Source organism: Pedobacter caeni, from assembly GCF_900129215.1.
GTDB lineage: Bacteria > Bacteroidota > Bacteroidia > Sphingobacteriales > Sphingobacteriaceae > Pedobacter > Pedobacter caeni.
Map to the genome: position 1 here is coordinate 79,625 of NZ_FQUQ01000006.1, position 19,536 is coordinate 99,160.

The following is a 19,536-nucleotide window of genomic DNA, read 5'->3' on the forward strand; positions in this document are numbered from 1 at the left end:
TAATATTTCATTTGGATACGTCTTTACTTAACAACAGAAACTAAATCAAGATGGGTATTTGCACCCTGATGATTTGCATCCATCTCCAACACCTCATTAAACATTTTCTTCGCTTCATCAAAATGCCCGAGACCTAGATACCCCAGGCCAATCAGATAACAACAATGTATGTGATTTTTCAGATCCAGATCCTGATCAAACACGAGTAAATCCGGTAGTGAAACCGCAAAATAATCAATCCGGATTTCATCATTCAAATGTAGCTTACCGAACTCCACAAAACGTTCGAAAATTTCTTTAGCCCGGTCCTTTTCATTAAGTTTTAGCCATGCCAGACCCTGATAAAAAATTTTGTCCGGCTGCGGATCATTATAAAATATAGCCTGCACAGGTTCTGTTGGTCCTTCCGTAGCGATCCTAAACTTTTCTTTCGCCTGATCGTTTAAATTCATCAGCTCATAAATACAACCTTGCAGGTAATGAATGTCATTTTCCTGTGCGCCATACAACTTGCCTTCGCCAAGGTTGTGCGGATATTGTTCCGTAGCAGAAAGCAGGTCTAAAGCATTCTGATATGTCCCTTCCATCATTGCTTTTCTTGCCAACCCAATATGACACCTCAGATATTGACCTACTACTTTTCCTTCTCCACCTTCCCATGGATGAAACTGTCTTGTTGCCAGGAGCGTCCGGGCTTCCTCAAACCGCCCCAGCTGATTACATAAAGCTACCCTTTCCAGGTATAAATCATCACGGTAATCTACCAGCTCCGAATACTTTTCTAAAAGAGCCAGTCGTCTTTCAGGAGCATATCCCAATTTCTTATACAACTGATCCAGCTCCATGAAAACCCTTGCATCATTTACATCCAGGCTAAAGGCTTTCTCCAGTTCAACCAATGCCCGGTCTGAATCCTTCAACTGATTCTGATAAGCCAGCGACAGGTTGCGATGAGCCGTTGGAAAAGAAGGGTCTGCAGCTACTGATTTCTCCCAGCATGCGATTGCTTCTCTATATTGTTGTTTGCCAAACCAAAAATTCCCCAGATAATAATGGGCTTTTGCGTCATCAGGATTCAGGGCGATTGCGGATGTCAGAACATTTACATCTTCAATGCGATGTGGAAAACAGAAATCAGGGGCAGCAAACTGTCCTTTCAAAAAATAATCCTTTGCAGATTTCTCATCTCCCCGCTGCGCGCAGCACCAACCCATGTAATAATACACCATTGGATATACAATTCCCTCCTGCTCTCCGACATATACTGATAAAAGGGCAACTGCCTCTTCATACAATCCCGCATGACTATAGTCCAGTGCACATTCTATATAGTTGTGTACATCTTGTCTCATCAGTTGCACAAAGTGAAGTCCTGCCCTCTCCGATTCCTTCAGATCAGCGGCTTCCCGATAGATGACATATCTTTCATACAGACAACCGAAATTGAAAGGATCAGTCAGTAGGGATTCTTCAATAAAGGACAGGGCTTCTTTAACCCTGTTCATTTTATGGAGAATGGCCGCTTTGAGGTGGCGCACCGAATGGGCCTGACCATTCCGCATCAGTGATTTATTAACAAGATATAAGGCATCTTCTAAGTCTCCTTTTTCTGAGGCGATCCTTGCAAGTGCAAAAAAACCAGCATCCTGCCAGGCTGCATTCCAGGTAGATTTATAAATAGCTTCATAAGCCTGATCTGATTCCCCCTGCATCTTTAGCGACCAGCCCAGATTATAATAGGGTTCTCCATCATAAGGATTCGGATTCCGGAGGGTTAATGTTGCGATTGCAGTACGGAAAAAAGGTGTTGCTTTGGCAAACTGTCCACGTCTCATGTACCATAAACCCATGGCATTGTTACAACGGACATCTCCCGGCTCCCGCTTCAACGCTTCCTCATAATAATCTGTCGCCAGATAAGTTGCATGACGGTATTGTTCTATATGTAAACCGTTCAGGTATAATTCCTCTATCGCCTCAATGGCGACAGGATCCTTCGCTGCAGTTGCTGCCGGAGGGATTTCCTTGGAAAGCACCTCTTCCTGTTCAAATCCCACCAGGAGTTTATGATTTGCCTGTTCTACACGGACAGCAATACGTTCCTGACCTACTTCCGCCATCAAAGGAATACTTTTTTCGAAGATCGCCGATGGTGAAAGGTCAAAAACACTGGTATCAATCAGCACTCCATCTACAAACAATTTAATCTCTGCAGCGGGAAATGCCGATGTGGCATAGACTTTTACCTCCACATGATCTCCATTGACTTCCACATTCAGCATCGCTTCTTTAGTGGCATTTTTAACTGCGCCAACTTTGGCATAAGGCATGAAATACTGTTCAAAAGTCTTTTCTTCATTTGGCTGCAACCAGGAAAAATCCGGTTGATTATCAGTAAACACACCTGTCATCAGTTCAATATAAGGCCCATCCTCATCGGTCAGGTTTCTGTCCCAGGATTGTCCGAAATCCCCATCGCCCCAGGTCCATTGTTTTTTACCTGGTGCCACATGGTGATTGGCGACATGCAGCATCCCTGCCTGAGTATCGTGTTCATAGCCTCCAATAAAATTATACTCAGAACGGATGGCCATATAGGAAGTCGGTACCGGAATATTTTTATATCTGGAGATGTCTGTTCCCGGAGCATAATCCTTTTTATAATACGTTCCGGTAGCAATAGGGAAATCAGAAACATCCCGCTTACCATGATCAAAAACAGCATACACATCAGGGGGGAAAACAGACTGGTAATGATCGTTCACCTTTACCGCAGGATTTGCCCACCATAAAAAGGTTTGAGGAAATGGCGTACGGTTGTATATTTTGCCTTTAATTTCCAGATACGCCTTGTCCGGATACAAGGTAAAACCGGCCATTCCTTTGGTCCGTGTCATCAGCTCCAGCTCATTTACCCAGATGGTTTTGCTTCCATCGGCATGTTCCTCTATGCTATAATCCAGGGGATCAAAAGTACTCGGGCGATGATGCTGTGGCCAGTTAAATTCAATACCTCCGGAAATCCATGGTCCTGTTAAGCCAACCAGCGCAGGTTTGATGACCTGGTTATAGTAAATAAAATCACGGTTCCGCACTTTATCAAAGGCTCTTTGAATTCTCCCACCCAACTCGGGCAGCACCATGATTTTCAAAAAGTCATTTTCTATATAAATGGCCAGGTATTCCTTATCCTTTTTTTCGTCGGATATTTTCTCAATCACAGGATGTGGATACACCGCACCTGTACTTCCCTGATAAACTCTCTTATCCAGAAATATCGGATTCTTTTCTGGTTTACCTGTTTCGTAAGTCGGAATGGTCACTTTCTCCATCCATGCTTTTACTTCCATAATAATATTGCTTAACCGTTAGATAATGATTAATGAGGTATAACTAATAATTGATGTGGTTCAATAGAAACTAATGCGGACTAAATACCGATTCCAGCTCTTCCAGTGTTTTCCCATTGGTTTCCCTCACCTTTGCCTTTATAAAAAGGAAGCCCAGCATACAAATGCCCGAATAGAGGTAAAAGGTATTGTGCATTCCAATCCATTTTGCCAATACCGGAAAGGTAAAAGTGAGGATAAAATAGGCTGCCCATAAACACAAGACTGCAATGGATGATGCTGCTCCTCTGACATGATTTGGAAAGATCTCCGAAATCAGCACCCAGGTGACAGGTCCGAGAGAAATCGCATAAGTGCCTATCGCGGCCAGCAGAAATACGCCTACCAGAGCAGAATGAATAGAAAGTAACTGTGCAATGACCACATACAACACGGCCAGGGCCGCTGCTCCAAACAGCATGAGTGGTCTTCGGCCGATTTTATCCACCAACACCATCGCAAGAAGGGTAAAAAACAGGTTTACTCCACCTATGAATACCGTTTGCAACAACTGGTCGTCTTTTGATGCGCCAATGCTGGCGAAGATATTTGACGGATAATTGAAGACCACATTGATGCCGCATAACTGCTGAAATACAGCGAGGACAATTCCGATCATGACTGCCGGAAATACGGCCTTTGCAAATACCGCTTTATAGCTCAGCTGTTGATTTCCTTTCAAAGAAAGCTTAATCAGATCCATAGAACTGTCCGAAAAGTCTGTTCCGCCAATTTTCTCCAGTACTTTCCTCCCCTGCGCTTCTTTCCCTGCTTTAAGCAACCACCTCGGGCTTTCCGGTAACCAGATGACCCCCAATACAAATAATGCAGAGGGCACTGCTCCCAGACCAAACATCCAGCGCCAGGCATCAGGTCCGCTATTTCTCAGCGAGTAATTGATCACATTGGTGATCAGGATTCCAAGCACGATGGTCAGCTGGTTGATGCTCACCATTCTGCCCCGGTATTGCGCAGGAGAAACTTCTGCAATATACATCGGCGACAATAGGGAAGCCATCCCCACTCCTATTCCAGCCACAAAACGGGCGGTAATAAAAACACCCAGACCAGAAGCAAAAGCCATTGCCAGAGAGGAAAGACCAAAAATAAGGGCAGCGATAAATAATCCGGGTTTACGCCCGTATTTATCGGCTACCCGGCCAGCAGTTAAACAGCCGATAATTGCCCCGAGGGCTAATGAACCGGTAGCAAAACCTTCCCAGTATTCATTTAATCCAAACTGATCCCGCAAAAAAGGCAATGCACCCGAAATAACGGCAAAGTCAAAGCCAAAAAGGTATCCCCCTAAGGCAGAGATAAAAGAGATGGACAACAGGTACGAAGTTTTAAATTGCTGCATTTGTAGGTTTAGGTTGGTTAATCAAATTTGAACTTATCCCCGCAGCTGAACAATAGAGATATTTACGAAAGTAATGGACAATATTACGGAATAATCTATATAAATTCACGCCATCAGAAGACAGCACATGGATAACAAAACGACTGAAATTAAGAAAAAAGAGGGATTTAACGGACAAAAGGCGATTGTATTGCCGAGATCCATTTTAATAAAAACCTGTATTTCGAACCCATTGTTGTCTGGAATCTACCTTACAGATATTGGTTTCTATCCAAAAGCAAAGTTTCACTATCGGGAACGTGATCAGGGCCTGGATCAATATATCCTGATTTACTGTATTGACGGAAAAGGAGAAGCGAAAATTGGAGACACTTCCTATTCCCTGATTGCTGGAAATTTCATCGTTATTCCTGCAGATCAGTCTCATTCTTATGCTTCAGACAAGAACAATCCATGGACCATTTACTGGGCTCACTTCAAAGGTCACCTGGTAAAGCCCCTCATCACATTGATGGCAAAAAGACAAAAGGGATATAAAGGTTTCGTCCAGTTCAATGAGTCCAGGATAAAGCTTTTTGAAGATATCTACCTGAACCTGGAAAGAGGATATAGTACTGATAATCTCTGTTATGTAAACCTGAGTTTTTCTCACTTTCTCTCCTCTTTTATATTTGATGAAAAATTCAACTATTCTTCGAGGAAGCAGATGATCAATCCCATTGATGTGGCGATAGAGTTTATGCAAAAAAACCTCCACAGCACCTTTACCCTTGAAGAGGTTGCCAAAGCGGTTAATTTATCTCCCTCTCATTTCTCAGCCTTATTTAAAGAGCAAACCGGCTTTGCGCCAATTAAATATTTTAATCACATTAAGATTCAGAAAGCCTGTCAGTATCTTCAGTTCACAGACCTCCGCATCAAGGAGATTGCAGCCACACTGGGTATAGATGACCAGTACTATTTTTCCAGAATGTTTTCTAAAATTATGGGAGTCTCTCCACAAGATTACAAGAGCAGAAGAGAAACACTCAGGGAAACCAAATTTTTATAAAAACAGCTTATTTAGTTTCCACAAATACCAGCTCATCGATCATCGCATTGCTCCCTGCCAGAGATTCGATGCGGACCTTTACTTTTCCATCGTTGGTATCTTCTCTCATCACAAACAGCTTTACCCATTTACCTTCTTTACTTAACTTACCAGTGCTAAATTCACGGCCTTCGATCCAGATTCTGGCATCCCGGCCCTCGTTGTTCCAGTCTGCAAAGTGTATAAATAACTCCCCTATTACGCCCTGGGGAGGGTTGATTTCCAAATCCATCTTTTTACCATACCAGGCCGCATTATTGTCCCAACGCCAGATGCCTTCGGTACCCTCCAGCTTGTACTGAGTATTGCGTTTCAGTACAGCATTAGGTGCTGTTGTTTTTGCATACAGTAAAGCATCCGCAAATGCAGCGGGTACAGGAATTTTACTTTCTGCCTGCTTGATCAGCGGAAAGCTTTTGCTCAGAAATGCCTCATCCACTTTTGTGTCCGGATTAAAATCCGGGGAATTCACATACTTCATTAAACTGTACCGGAATTGCTTTGCCACAGGATTTTTGGCAGACTGAACATCATAACCACAAATCAGAAGCTTCCCTTTCCCAACCCTACATTCCAGCAAACTACCCAGTTTTTCATTAAGGTGAAAATCACTGATTGGCTGTGCCATTGGTTTGATGCTTTCAGGCCAGTCGGCCAGCTTAAATGCCCGGCTTCCTTTACTGATAGATTCCCATTGCCAATCCGTCCAGGAGTCTGTAGGAAAGTCACGATATATGGGATGTCTATCATTGATATAAGCACCTAATGTTGTATTTTCCTGACCAGGGAAAAACACATTCGACCAAAATAAAGGGCTAAAAAATACCGGCCTGAAACTTTCTGTATTCCCCAGTTTTGCTGCGTAGAGCAACACCGTCTTCCCATTCTGCAATGCGGTTATTGTTTTTTCATCCAGGACATCTGTTTCGATCACATCAGCAGACTGAACCGAAGATTGTTGTCCTGAGGCGTTCCGGGCAGAAGGCTGTTCTGCTAAAATCTCCGGATAAATCCACAAGTCCCATTCATTGCGATACTCTGTCCCGGGCAGACTCAGCACGAGCCTGGCTTTACTTGCCTTCAATACTTTTTCTAAAACCACATTTATGGTACCAACCTGTTTTACCTCTCCTCTTTTAACAACTGCTTCCATCGTCCCTTCCCCTAGAACAATATCGTTCTCCATCAAAAGTTGCCATTTCAAATTTTTACTCAATTCACCACTACCGTAATTTGCCAGTTCCAGAACTGCATTAAATGTATCCTTGCTTTCCCAGGCAAACTTTTTAAACCTCGCCAGTGGGACAACAGCATTGTTATACTGTTTAAAATACGCTGGCGATGTTGTCCCTTTATCCTCATAAAACACATCCAGCCAACCCACCAGTGCTTCTCCCTGTCCTTGATAATCCTGCATACTGAGCATCTGAAAACCACCACATGAAGGCGTACGATAGAAATTCTCAATTAAACTTTTATATAAAACCCTTTGCAATGCACCGCTCGCTTTATGAAAAACTTCATCTTGCTGATCAAGTCCGCTGGCAATGGCTGAGGCCTTGCACACTTCGAGGTTACGCGCTTTGAGTACACCGGTATATTTGTCAATTTCAGACCATAAAGGATATACCGGAAACTGGCCTACTTCATGGGCGAGAATGGGGATATTACTTTTGGAATAATTTTTCTCCAGGTCATAATCCGTACGGGCACCCTGCAATCCATAAGTACCTCCCACTTTTGGGATGTTATGTGTGGCTGAAAAATCATCAACAGGCATGATTTTTCTTGCCGTAGACACCGCATACAACCTTCTGTTGTCTGATGCTTTTAACTTTTTAATCCATTCCTGCATCACATCGAAATCAGAATTCCCCAGTTCATTGCCAATAGCCATCATGGTAAAGGAAGGATGATTGCCATAGGTATCCAGCATTCGCTGCAATTCATCCTGTACAAACCGATCTGCAGATGGATTTTTGCCAAGGCCTTGTGGCAGTCCCAGGGTCATCATATCAGGCCGGTCTTTAGGCGGATCGGTCATCCACCAATCGATCCAGATTGTCTCTGCCAGAATATAAATCCCCAGTTGATCGGCAGCTTCAAAAGCAGCCTCTGGCGGGCACCAGGAATGAAAACGAACATGGTTGAGGCCATATGATTTATAGATTTTAAAAATCCTTTCCCATTCTTTTACGTCGCAGGAAGGATATCCGGTAAGTGGGAAATGGACACAATCCAGATTTCCCCGCATAAATACCGGAGCATTGTTGATCATGATTTTGGAAGCAGAATGGCTGATGCTCCGGAAGCCAAAGTCGACCTCTGTTTTGTTTTTATTTTGTAGTTCTGCGGTTATGCGATAGCGGTTGGGAGAAAACTCATCCCACAGCTTTAAAGGGAAATTCAGTTGCAGACGATGGTTTTGCTGTGCTTCCACAGACAGTTCCAACTCTTTGCTGAATACCTTTTTACTGGTCTGCAAATCCACGATCGTATACTTCAGTTTCATTGCTGATGGATTTTCAAGCTTCAATTTCAGTTCCAGTATTTTCTGTGTGGCATCAGGAAAAACCTGCACATTACTTAACCGGGTTTCTGCCCTTGCCCTCAGCTCAATCTTTCCAACAACGCCATTCCAAATGCTTTGGGTATACTCAGTGTATACATGGCCTTTATCCCCGATATTGTAGATCATTCCATTATCGATCCGCAGTGTCAGGATATGTTTTCCAGGTTTTAGTTTGCCTAAAGAATGCAGATGTGGCACTGCCAGCGCATCCCTTGTGGTTAAGGGTTTTCCGTCGATCCATACTTTCGATTCCCACATCACCCGCTCCAGAAATAATTCTATCTCTTTTCCTTTCCAGGCCAGGGGAATATTAATTTCCCTGCTGTACCAGGCTTTTCCAACATACTTGTATTCCCTGGATAAAATGCCATAATCAGCACCTGTTGTTTTTATTCCTTTTTTCCCCTGGTCTGTCGTACCGGGAAGCTGGATTTGTTCTTTAAGTTCACGTTGATACCAGCCTTCCTTTTCTCCATTCCCCGAAGGATCCAACTGAAAATTCCAGGAACCGGCAAGTGAAACACGATCTTGTGCAAAAGATGTTTGAAACACTAAAACAAACAGAAAAAGAGCAATAAAGAACTTCATAAATTGCATTTAATAAAATAAACCAGAACCAGATCAATTGATAAAGTACAAACTTAAATGAAGGAAAGTTATTCAGAATGGATAATATGTCGTTAATGATGGATAATTTTACGGGACATGAACGAATTAAGACAAGTCATCGGGAAGTATAACGCATCGAAGGAAGAATCGGTTCTGGAAGATTTTAAATTTATTCATAACGGCAAAAGCGGTTATGGTGAATCCCTCGACTTAAATTATGGAAAAAGAAAAGACCTGATCCTTGAATTGTACGAAGATTATAGCGCTGATGATAAAACTTTAATAAAATGGCTCTTGATCGAAGAGCTGAAAGCATCACAAATAGATTCACCTGTTTATACGGTAGACCTTTGTGCTTTTATGTTATATAAACATATGGAAATCGAAGACATCTACGAACTCTATGAAGCTAAATTTGGCGCTTACACAGATCTTCAGGTTTATGTAGATATGGAGCTCGTTTTTGGATTTGATAAAGAGGAAACCAAAGCATATCTGAACAACAAGCAGAAGGACAAAAGGAAAAACAAGAAAATCCTTAAGGCAATTTACTGCTATGAGCAAAATCCTGATGCGCAGTTCAGATCAAGAGCTGAGTACATTGAGCATTTTGAAACCAGAAAAATCAAAGGGATAAAGGCTGATCTTGAGGAAATGAATGAAAACTAAAACAGAATTGTAAAGGGAATCACCAGACTTACAGAAAGTAGTAAACATAAGGTGTTAATCAAATTTGTTCGTAGCTTTGAAAAGAAAAAAAACAACATGGCAGTATTACATAGAAAAGAAGAGAAAATTGAAATGGTGCTGAGTAAGCTTCCAAAAGAGTATACAGACAAGCAATTTGTGGACACCTTTATTCAGCTTTATTCTCTGGATTGGGGAAAGATAAAGGCCAATTACATTAAGCAATCACAAGATAAAGAACCAGGAGCAATCATTACGATGCCAAAACCTGAACTTTACCTGAAAAGTATTTTAGAGACCTACCTTGAGAATTTAAAAAGTACAAAGAGCGGTAAATAATAAACATTCCGGTACAACGCAGGTCGTACCGGAATGAATCCCATCTATCTCTTAAAGCACATCGCTGATCTTATGGTAATAAACATAAGATACCGCTAAAACTGCCATCACAATTAAAGGAAAGAAGCCATTAAAGCCAAAGCCATCTACTGCGAAATGACTTACACTGGCAGCAATAAAGTCAAAGCCAAATCCTGCATATGCCCACTCTTTGACGCGTTTCGGCGTTTTGGGAATGATCAGGGCTAAAGATCCCAGCACTTTAAACACCACCAGCATCACTCCGAAATACTCAGGATACCCCAGGTGTCTGATGCCTTCTTTAGCCAGTTCCGTTTGAGAAGTCAATGCTGGCATCACGCCTTCAAACAGGAAAATCAGGGTGGTTGCAATCCAATAAATTATTTTATTCTTTTTCATTTTGGTTTGGTTATAGGTTAATTTTTATAATTCTTTTACCATTCCAAAATTAAGTCCGATTCATCAGTTTAAGGTTGTGCAAAAACGACATAATCAGGGGGGAAATCAGACAATGAGATGTTACTTCTCAAATGAGATATTCCTTCCCGAACAAGAGTGGGTATTATATATTGGTTTTGAGGTCATTTAGGAAGGCCAGCTTCACAGAAACAGACTCAGCGAACTCCGAATGCATTAAGTTGATCTTCTCCCCTCCTTCTAGTTCATGATAGAGTTTCAGGATCAACCCTTTTCCGGTAGCATCTGCAAGATAATTAAGAAAGAACTCCTGCGAAGCTTCTTTTCCTGCAAAGCAGAGCATAAAAGCCATCGGACTTAGAGATTTATTGGCATAACGATTGAATTTCGTCCCATTAAGCTGCAAAAATTGTTGGGCATTTTCGCTGTTTTCAAATAAGTCAAAAATAGGTAAAACATACATTCTTATCATTTCAATAACCTCGGCAACAGCTCTTTCCTGAACAGTTTCGGAAACATTCCAGGACTTCCATTCCTTAAAAGGAGTAAGATACCCCAACTGCTCTGCGTAGATCATTCCCTGCCCATATTCACCATCATTTTGTTCCAGTGCCCACTTTTTTAATCGTTTTGAGCTGATCATAACATGGACTAACAATTTCACAGAACCTGTACTGTTTAAAGAACTGGATTGAAAGTCGATTTCAAAAGTAATATCCTTATTTGTTGTTGTTTTTTTTAGGGTTTGTCCGGCCCTGCTGGCCTTAAAGCCAAACTCTGTAAGTCCCTCGCCGATCTGGTTACATGCTGCTAAAAAAGTTTCTCTTGGATTCATAAAGGATTACTTTGCGCTCAAAACTAAACATTTTTGTCAGCTCAGCAAACCAATTTTCCGGGTTATAAGACAGAAGAAATAGCTTGATGTACACCTGTAAAAATGGAGTAAACCCTGATCAAATGAACAAATTAAGGTCTAAACCGACCGGATATCTTGATTCAAAAGCTTCGAAATCGCTTAAAATGCTGCTCGAAAAAGGTCAAAGAAACACTGCATTTCGCCCTTAGAAGCAGCAAAAAACCTCTTTTTCAGTGAGATTAAAAATAAATCAAACTTAATTTGTAAAATCAATAAGGATTTGTACTTTTGCGGCGGAGAGTTGGCAGAGTGGTCGATTGCGGCAGTCTTGAAAACTGTTGACTTGTCAAAGGGTCCGCGGGTTCGAATCCCCCACTCTCCGCCACTATGGTATCAAAACCAAGAAAAAGCCTGCAAATCGTAAGATAGCAGGCTTTTTTGTTTTTATCAGGTATCAAAATTCTCATTAATTCCCATAAGATTGGTGAGTGATTCGGTGAGTAAATCCGGAAAAGGAAATGACTCACCAGAAATCAAATACAAAACTGATAATGAACATGTTACGAGACTAAACATCTTGATTCTCAATCACTGCAAGGCTAAATTTGTTTACTTTTTAATGTTTAACATTATGAAAACCAATTTCAGCTTGCTCTTCTACATGAAGAAGCCAAAGAATTATCAAAAAGGCGTTGCCCCTATCTATCTTCGCATTACAGTGAATGGTAACCGATCAGAAGTAACTACTGGACGTAGTTGTGAGCCTTCCCGATGGAATGCTCGTGTAGGCAGAGCAAATGGTAACAAAGAAGAAATAAAGACACTGAACACTTTCTTAGATCATCTACAGATCAAAGTTTATGAAGCCCACAGTCTTTTAATGGAAGCAGATGAAATGATTACTGCTGAAACACTGCGTAATAAATTCCAGGGCAAAACGGAAAAGTTTATGACTTTGATTGAAGTCTTTAAAGATCATAACCTGAAAATGGAGTCATTGATTGGAAGTGAATTTAAAAAGGGAACTGCGGAACGTTACCGGACCTCATTAAAACACACGATAGATTTCTTAACCTGGAAATACGAACTCATAGATATTGATATCAAAAAAGTAGACTATACTTTCATTTCAGAGTACGATTATTACCTCCGTTCTGTCCGTAAATGCGCAAACAATTCTGCGGTAAAGTACCTGAAGAACTTTGGTAAGATAATCCGTATTTGCCTTTCCAATGGTTGGTTAACCATTGATCCGTTCTTAAACTACAAACCTAAAGTCAAAAAGGTAGATCGGGTTTATCTCAATGCCGAAGAGATTGAGTTAATAGCCAATAAAAAGATGGCAACTGAAAGACTAACTCATGTAAGGGACATCTTTTTGTTTTCCTGTTTCACCGGACTGGCTTATATAGACGTTAAAAATTTGAGGAGAATGGACATTGTAAACGGCATAGATGGCGAAAAATGGATTTCCATAAAAAGAGAGAAGACCAACACTCCTTCCCGCATTCCGTTACTGCCAATGGCCTCTGGCCTACTAAATAAATATCAGGAGAACCGGATCTGCTTAAATACCGGAATGTTGTTCCCTGTTTTAAGCAACCAGAAGATGAATAGCTATCTAAAGGAAATAGCTGACTTCTGTGGTATAGATAAACCAATAACCTTTCACATTGCCCGCCATACATTTGCAACAACAGTAACCCTACTAAATGGAATTCCTATAGAAAGTGTTTCAAAAATGCTCGGGCATACAAACATCCAGACCACTCAACATTACGCTAAAATTCTGGATATTAAGGTTGGTGCTGATATGGCGCTATTGAAAAAGAAATATGCTGTGATTTAATCTATAGGACCACACAATATTTAACTCTTCTTAGCGTTTTTATATATGAGAGCGTTAATTTATAAAGCGGGAATGGTCGGAGATCATTTCCGCTTTTCTATTTAATAGAATATCGTTATTATTCATCATTTGGTTTGGGCATATCATCATAAGGATATTCATACCCATTTTCATCTTCAAATTCACTTTTCACTATGTCGCCATAAATTACGTGACGAACTTCATAGTCTTTAGTATCCATTGTTCCAACAAAAATTCTATTATGCGTGGGAACCTCTTCATAAGCTTGTTTTAGCTCCTGTCTTGCTTTCTGAGTTGGTTGTTTCTTGTACTCTTCAAAAATTCTTGCACATTTTGCGATGCTATTTTCTTTACCATTGAGTTCATTGTATTTGTCCATAAATTCATCATACTTATGGGTGATATCAACCCCTTCCCCAGACGTTACAGAAAATGATCCCAATCCTAAAATTGTAATAGTCTCACCAATTTTCGGGCTTGTAGTAATTTGTCCTTCAGATATTAAAAGTTTCAAATCATCGACTTTGAAAATTCTCTTTACAGGGATATTTGTAATCTCAATATATCCGCTTTTATAAACCGAAAGTTCTGCTAAATATGTTCTATTGTCGCTGTTTCTAAAGAAAACATTAAACTTTTCGCCATTTATCTTTTTGGGGAAGAAAGACTCTGGATCTTCATAGCGATATGGTTTTGGGTCAGGCATGAAATGCTTAGCGACTTCTGTCTTGCCAATCATTCTTGAATTATTGCCATTGTAATTGTAAAGGTTCTCAGTAGTAGGATTAAGCCTTTTCACCAGCGAGTAAACATGGTTATAAAGTGTCTCTTTTGTATGTATCCAATCACCGTTATCAATATACCAATTTCCCAAACTGAAAATTGAGATCGCTTCCCCATCAGGTACAGAAGTAATAACCCAGTTTTTATTCAATTTTTCTTTGAACATTTCAAGGTCAACCATCTCCCAACAAGAAATAAGTCCATCACTATAAACTTGCAAGTCAGTATAGTGATATTGCATGTTTAATATAATCCCTGGAATTGAGAAACCTTCAATAACTTCCGTTCGTGTAATTGTCGTTAAGTCTGTTGGCTCCGCCCCTTTTTTGGTTTTAAATATTTTATCAAATAGTCTCATTGCTTATAAGTCAGATAATCATAAGGAATTTACTATTTGCTTGGATTGTCATAATCCTCATTGAAAAACTCGCTTAAACTTACACCGAAGCAATTTAAAATATTGATCAACGTGCCAATAGTTATATTGGCGCTTCCAGCCTCATACTTACCATACTGAGAACGATTCAAGTTATTTTCATAAGAAAACGTATCTGGACTTGTGTAACCTTTGGATTTACGAAGGCTTTTAAGTCTTAAACCTATCTTCTTTAATTCTTGTTCACTTGTTAAAAGATTCTTGTTTGCCATGAAATAAAGTAAAGCAAATACTCCATTTTAATACACTCCATAAAAAGAGTATTTTTATTTGGAGTATACAAGCTATATCCTTATCTTAGAGTGTTAAATAATTATACATGCGATAATAAACAGTTATTAAGACATTAAGGGTCTTGCGGTTGCATTTCTGAAGCCGTAACGCAAGACAGCAGAATACCAAGCCTATTTACTAATATGCTATATTTGCATATTCCTAAAATAGGTGCGGGACTGCTGTACACTCGTGTTACGTAAGGCTTCAGAAACTTTTATGCAACCACGAGATGCAGTTCCGCACCTATTTCTGCATCTCCAGGGCTCAGTTAATTTTCAAAATTATGAGCAACAAAAGAAACCTTCGGTACAATCAGCTTACAGATAAGCAGATCTTAAACCCTCACACCTTCATTGCGGACTTTTGCAGATATGAAATTGACATAGAAGCCTTCCGCACACAAATCCATGACCTGATCCGCTCTGCGTGCAGCACCATACAGCACGGTAAAAGCGAAGAGTATTTTTATAATTACAGATGTCTGCTTAAACTTTTAGAAGCTGGACACATCTTCTTTTGTAAGGGTACAAAGTTCTCACTTCACTGTGCTTCTTCCAATGCCTCACCTTGTGCAAAAGACCTCACCCGCTATTACAACGTATTAATAAGTACCCATTTTAAAAGTCTTTCTCAGGAAGAGATTAAAAACACCCATTGCTTTTTTAAAGATTTTTTCAGTTTTCTAAGCCTGAACGAATGGCGGTTAATGTTGAGCCGGATCGTTGAATACGCCTATCGTCAGACAACCATTGATGAGGTCATTGAGGATGGAAGCGCGATGGTAATTGTAAAAGAGTATCTGGAAAAGCTGATAGAGGTCATTTACCTGATTGACATTACGCAAACTGTACTCTATATAAGCAATACCACCACCGTAAACTAAAGTCATATACACCCTTAAACTAATGTTATGAACGAACAGATTAGCAAATACAGGATCAACGAATATTTGTACAACCTAAACGTATGGCAATACCGCAAAGCAATACAACTTCTTCCAAAACTATTGGGTGTTTCCTTAAACACATTTCACAATTACCGGAAAATCCTGATAAATGATGTTCAGGATATTCCCTACGAAAAAGTAGTCATCATGGAACAATTGTTTGACTTTGAGCCGGGAACACTGGCAAGCCAAAATCCGGAAGCCCGAAGTTTAAAAGAACTCCTCCATTGAGTGTTAAGCTTCTTACCCCTATTACAGCAGAGGCCTTTTCCGTAAACACCAGAGCAAAATCCCAATTGGGCAATGAGCGCAAGGGATTTTGCAGGCCGAAAATGCGCGTGGGGCAAAACTGCCCTTGTAAAATCCACCACCATTATCGACTAAGCCCTTGGCCGTGATCTTGATTTCGACCTTTCCGTTTTTTTCTTCTTCTTTTTTCTGCTTCCTCCACTGGGCTTATGTCTAATCCGGGACTATACACTGGCTCCATCAGAATCTCAAAGAAATCGGAAGCAGTCTTGCCTATGCTTTGAAACATATCGGCTGTAGAATGGAAAAGACCTGCTGCCACCTCTTTTGCAAAATCATTCGCGATGGATTTGGAATGATAATTTCGTTCTGCACCAAATTCCAATGCACACAACTGCTCTTTTTGTTTTAGATCTCCATTCTTATGGATATTGGCATAAGCCATGGTATCTTTTAGTTGTCTGTCGAAATGAAAGAACTGATCAAAAACAGTTTCACCGGACTGCTTAAAAGCTACCCGGTGAAATTGTCCTAGTTTTTTGGAATGGCCTTCGTTCTTTCCTTTAGAATTGTTCATAGGACTCAGTTTAATCTTATTGGTAGCATCCTTACGGCTTACTATAATCTGGATGTGCATCTGCTCACCTTCTTTACACTCTCCACGCTTTTTAACGCCCTCTAAGACTTCTTTATCTTTATAACCATAGTAACGGTAATTTTCTACCTTACCAAACCACATGAGGTCTTTAGCGCTGTCAATTCCTGTACGTTTAAAATTCCTCGCATATTCATCCATTACTTTTTCCGCGTACCGTTTCAATTGATCCTTAACTCCTGCTGCTCCAAACCGTTCTTTCAGGAAGTTTAATTCCTTTTGACTTGGGCTGATATTAATCAGGAAGAATTTAGCATCAGTTTTACAAAGCTTTGCAATATTACCATCAATAGCCCTTCTGACTTCAAAAGGCTCTATATGCTGGCTATTGTGATTAAACCAATACTCAGGTTCTTGTTTATTGTACAACCTGTTTTCCTTTTCCAGATAACTGGTAAGCTCACTACTGCTCCCTTTATTATTTGAGATTTCACTATCGGTAATATTGATGTACATATTACAGCCTAGCAACTTGTTTCCGGGTATTATCAATCAGCACCTCTTTATCTTTGCCGGAAGTCATCAACCCAAAAGAATCCCTTAGTCTGATATAAGTATCCAGGATACTTAGAAACTTTACTTTTAGTTTTTCCTTCTCATCCACTTTATCACTAATCCCTTTTATAAATTCCTGAATTCTGGTAAGGCTTAATACTTGTTGGTTCTGGTTCTTTAACGCGTCATTATTATACTGCAATACCTGACTGTTGAAACAGCCCATTATTGTCTTTTGAGATTCTACCATTCTGACCACATCCCGTTTAATGGGAATGAGTAATTCTGCTTCCTGGGTTTTAATAAAACCGATGTACTCTTTCTGGCCTTTTAATATGGTATTTTTCAAAAGCTCATCGTTCAGGTCTGTAGGATCTTTCTTACTTCGATAGAAATAATCAACCATCTGGTTAAAAACCAAGCGCTTAGACCTGCCTAGTTTCAAGGCAACCTTTTCAAACTTGATGGCATCTGATGCCGAATATTTTACTGTTCTTAAACTCTCCTGCATATCAGTATATCTTTATAGCTATATCATTGTATAGCTGTATAAACAATTATTTAGCACCCTCCCTGAGGATCGCTTTTCTTTTACTAATGTGCTTTCAGCACACTAAAGAACCCCTGGAGGGTTCTTTAAACACCGTTTGCAAGGCATACGGCAAGCAAGTAGGGCCACTGCCCAACTTCCGCTTGCTCCTTTTCCCGAAGAAGGAAAAGGACATAACTTGCAAGAAGCCTACCCCTCATGATCTGCATCAACATCAGTTAACAAAGTAACCTGAGTGGCTAGCCTGGGATGATACGAAGGCTGGTAGTCGATGTATCCATGGCTAACCAGTTCTTTCACGCACTTGTGGTAGGTAGCAAAAGAATGAATCGCTGAATGCTTCATTAGTTCCCTTCTTGAAACCCGGAAAGGATTTTGACACAAGCCTTTGGTATAGCACATGAGTATGGCCGAATAAAGGCTAAAGTGTGATTGATGGAAACGATTGTTTTCACTGGCCAACTTTAAAAAGCTGGTGAGTTGTTTTCCTGTATCCATCATGAGTTCCCAATTTCGCCCAACAACTGAACAATATCCGTGTAGGCATAATAGAATATACCTCCTACCTTTTCATACCGTAGTATTCCCTTAATGCGCAAGTTTTGAAGCGTACCGGATGAAATCTTTAGTAGATCTCTGACTTCGGAACTGCGAAGCCACTGTTTGGGTTGCACATCCTCTGATTTGATGGCCTGTTTAATTTCCTGAATAAGTTCGGACTTGAACTTTAACAGTTCTTCTTTTGTTAGAACCTCGATTTGCATATTACCTTCGTTATTAAGTTTACGGAGCAAATGTGGATCATAAAGCACCCGAAACCATGACCACAGGTTTAACGTGGTCATGTGCAAACCCTGAACCGGTTGTTATTTTTTTGTACCCTTTACAGGTACAATTTTGAAAAGCTTCCGTTCCGATTGGATCGAAGTTCCTTTTACTGGCTCATCATCCTTTTTGCTAACATAATAATTACGCAAAGTTTCAATGGGTATATCATTACCTCCATGCGAGAAATACTTACTGATCATTCTGGGATAAGCAACTTGGTGATCGTATTTTAAGAGATTCCCACCACCAGGCACTTCCAACTTTTCTATTTTTTGAAATAAATCAATCACAGTGGTCAGATAACCTTCTTTGATCCAAATCTTTTGAGAGACTTCGTATGCCTTTAGTGCATCCAAACGGCCCTGAAGCTGTTCAATTTCTTTCTTTTGTTTCTGGATGATTTCTTCTTTTTCAGTAATAATGATATGGTCTGGCCTGGCATTCCATTGATCAATACTATTTAGGCATTTCTGGAACTGCTGTAGTTTTTCGACCCTAAACACATGTCTATCATGATAATACGAGAAAGGATCTTCTCCTTTCAGCCTATTAATTCTATTCTCAACAATTTCCCATATTTTAAAAAAGAACGTCTCTTCGTTACACGCGTTGTTTTTTAAGGCGTGTGCAAGATGACACATATAAAAGCTTTCAAATTCTGCTTCTTCGAGCTCGTATATCCTATTTAAAAGATGATTGTCTTCATATTTTTGCCAAGGCCCCATTAGATTACCAATGTCATAAGGATGGGGTGAAAAATCCAAAAATTTGCGCGGTTTAAAGTAGCTTATTTTCATAAAAAACCCAACTAAAGTCACATTAAGGTAAATATCACAAAAACAACGCAACAAACCTAACTTAAGACAGAGACACATACCTACTTCACTAAACTCATTAACCAATGGACAACAAAAAGCACACACTCCAACATGTTTAATATCCGATAATCGAATTACACGACTTAAATACTATTTCTATACTAGATTTGATGAGGAGAGTAAATCAATGATTTTTCACAATTACCTAGGCAAGGTTAAAGTATGTTGTTAGAAACTAAGCAGTAATAAAAAAACATCTTATAAAGTGAGATACATTGTATATAATATCA

Annotated in this window: 17 protein-coding genes and 1 tRNA gene; 7 read left to right on the plus strand and 11 right to left on the minus strand. The window is 40.1% G+C overall.

From position 1 onward, the window contains the following. Window positions 1–23 precede the first annotated feature (23 nt). Together BUC20_RS27395 and BUC20_RS27400 are read right to left on the minus strand one after the other, a co-directional pair. Window positions 24–3,350 (minus strand): DUF5107 domain-containing protein, encoded by a 3,327-nt coding sequence (locus tag BUC20_RS27395; RefSeq protein ID WP_073235948.1) that lies wholly within the window; start codon window positions 3,348–3,350, stop codon window positions 24–26. A 70-nt stretch (window positions 3,351–3,420) separates the two neighbouring features. Next, window positions 3,421–4,749 carry a sugar porter family MFS transporter gene (locus tag BUC20_RS27400; RefSeq protein ID WP_073235951.1) on the minus strand — a complete coding sequence of 443 codons (1,329 nt, stop codon included), beginning with the start codon at window positions 4,747–4,749 and terminating at the stop codon, window positions 3,421–3,423. A 127-nt stretch (window positions 4,750–4,876) separates the two neighbouring features. On the opposite strand from BUC20_RS27400, the gene BUC20_RS27405 reads away from it, so the two are divergent. Next, window positions 4,877–5,800, plus strand: a complete 924-nt coding sequence (locus tag BUC20_RS27405) for an AraC family transcriptional regulator (RefSeq protein WP_073235954.1) — start codon at window positions 4,877–4,879, stop codon at window positions 5,798–5,800. Window positions 5,801–5,807: 7 nt separating this feature from the next. Here BUC20_RS27405 and BUC20_RS27410 read toward each other — a convergent pair whose 3' ends face one another. Further along, window positions 5,808–8,999: a glycoside hydrolase family 2 gene (locus tag BUC20_RS27410; RefSeq protein WP_073235957.1), complete on the minus strand. Its 3,192-nt coding sequence runs from the start codon at window positions 8,997–8,999 to the stop codon at window positions 5,808–5,810. Between the two features lie 117 nt (window positions 9,000–9,116). Here BUC20_RS27410 and BUC20_RS27415 point away from each other — a divergent pair, with 117 nt between their 5' ends. Next, window positions 9,117–9,689 carry a hypothetical protein gene (locus BUC20_RS27415; RefSeq protein WP_073235960.1) on the plus strand — a complete coding sequence of 191 codons (573 nt, stop codon included), beginning with the start codon at window positions 9,117–9,119 and terminating at the stop codon, window positions 9,687–9,689. Window positions 9,690–9,785: 96 nt separating this feature from the next. Next, on the plus strand, window positions 9,786–10,046 hold the full coding sequence (locus BUC20_RS27420) for a hypothetical protein (protein WP_073235963.1): 261 nt from the start codon (window positions 9,786–9,788) through the stop codon (window positions 10,044–10,046). Between the two features lie 51 nt (window positions 10,047–10,097). Here the strand turns inward: BUC20_RS27420 and BUC20_RS27425 are convergent, their stop codons facing one another. After that, a complete protein-coding gene (locus BUC20_RS27425; protein WP_073235966.1) occupies window positions 10,098–10,466 on the minus strand; it encodes a DoxX family protein in 369 nt (122 codons plus the stop codon). A 163-nt stretch (window positions 10,467–10,629) separates the two neighbouring features. Continuing rightward, window positions 10,630–11,319 (minus strand): DUF4304 domain-containing protein, encoded by a 690-nt coding sequence (locus BUC20_RS27430; protein WP_073235969.1) that lies wholly within the window; start codon window positions 11,317–11,319, stop codon window positions 10,630–10,632. A 316-nt stretch (window positions 11,320–11,635) separates the two neighbouring features. On the opposite strand from BUC20_RS27430, the gene BUC20_RS27435 reads away from it, so the two are divergent. After that, window positions 11,636–11,725: transfer RNA gene (locus tag BUC20_RS27435), tRNA-Ser, on the plus strand. Between the two features lie 246 nt (window positions 11,726–11,971). After that, window positions 11,972–13,189, plus strand: a complete 1,218-nt coding sequence (locus BUC20_RS27440; RefSeq protein ID WP_073236665.1) for a site-specific integrase — start codon at window positions 11,972–11,974, stop codon at window positions 13,187–13,189. Window positions 13,190–13,307: 118 nt separating this feature from the next. On the opposite strand, the gene BUC20_RS27445 is transcribed toward BUC20_RS27440, so the two are convergent. Further along, window positions 13,308–14,351, minus strand: coding sequence for a DUF7638 domain-containing protein (locus BUC20_RS27445; protein WP_073235971.1), 1,044 nt, complete (start codon window positions 14,349–14,351; stop codon window positions 13,308–13,310). 32 nt (window positions 14,352–14,383) lie between these two features. Continuing rightward, a complete protein-coding gene (locus tag BUC20_RS27450; RefSeq protein WP_073235974.1) occupies window positions 14,384–14,641 on the minus strand; it encodes a helix-turn-helix domain-containing protein in 258 nt (85 codons plus the stop codon). Window positions 14,642–14,988: 347 nt separating this feature from the next. Between BUC20_RS27450 and BUC20_RS27455 the strand changes: the two genes are divergently transcribed. Both BUC20_RS27455 and BUC20_RS27460 read left to right on the plus strand, forming a co-directional pair. Beyond that, window positions 14,989–15,588 carry a hypothetical protein gene (locus BUC20_RS27455; RefSeq protein ID WP_143166941.1) on the plus strand — a complete coding sequence of 200 codons (600 nt, stop codon included), beginning with the start codon at window positions 14,989–14,991 and terminating at the stop codon, window positions 15,586–15,588. A 27-nt stretch (window positions 15,589–15,615) separates the two neighbouring features. Continuing rightward, window positions 15,616–15,882, plus strand: coding sequence for a hypothetical protein (locus BUC20_RS27460; RefSeq protein WP_073235979.1), 267 nt, complete (start codon window positions 15,616–15,618; stop codon window positions 15,880–15,882). A gap of 142 nt (window positions 15,883–16,024) precedes the next feature. On the opposite strand, the gene BUC20_RS27465 is transcribed toward BUC20_RS27460, so the two are convergent. From BUC20_RS27465 to BUC20_RS27485, 4 genes are all read right to left on the minus strand, one after another. Further along, on the minus strand, window positions 16,025–17,011 hold the full coding sequence (locus BUC20_RS27465) for a DUF5712 family protein (protein WP_073235982.1): 987 nt from the start codon (window positions 17,009–17,011) through the stop codon (window positions 16,025–16,027). Window position 17,012: 1 nt separating this feature from the next. Then, the gene (locus tag BUC20_RS27470) at window positions 17,013–17,561 is read right to left on the minus strand and encodes a BfmA/BtgA family mobilization protein (protein ID WP_073235985.1); all 549 of its coding nucleotides are present in this window, start codon (window positions 17,559–17,561) and stop codon (window positions 17,013–17,015) included. 228 nt (window positions 17,562–17,789) lie between these two features. Next, the gene (locus tag BUC20_RS27475; RefSeq protein ID WP_073235988.1) at window positions 17,790–18,101 is read right to left on the minus strand and encodes a hypothetical protein; all 312 of its coding nucleotides are present in this window, start codon (window positions 18,099–18,101) and stop codon (window positions 17,790–17,792) included. 365 nt (window positions 18,102–18,466) lie between these two features. Continuing rightward, complete coding sequence (locus BUC20_RS27485) at window positions 18,467–19,225, minus strand: hypothetical protein (protein WP_073235991.1); 759 nt, start codon at window positions 19,223–19,225, stop codon at window positions 18,467–18,469. Window positions 19,226–19,536: the final 311 nt, after the last annotated feature.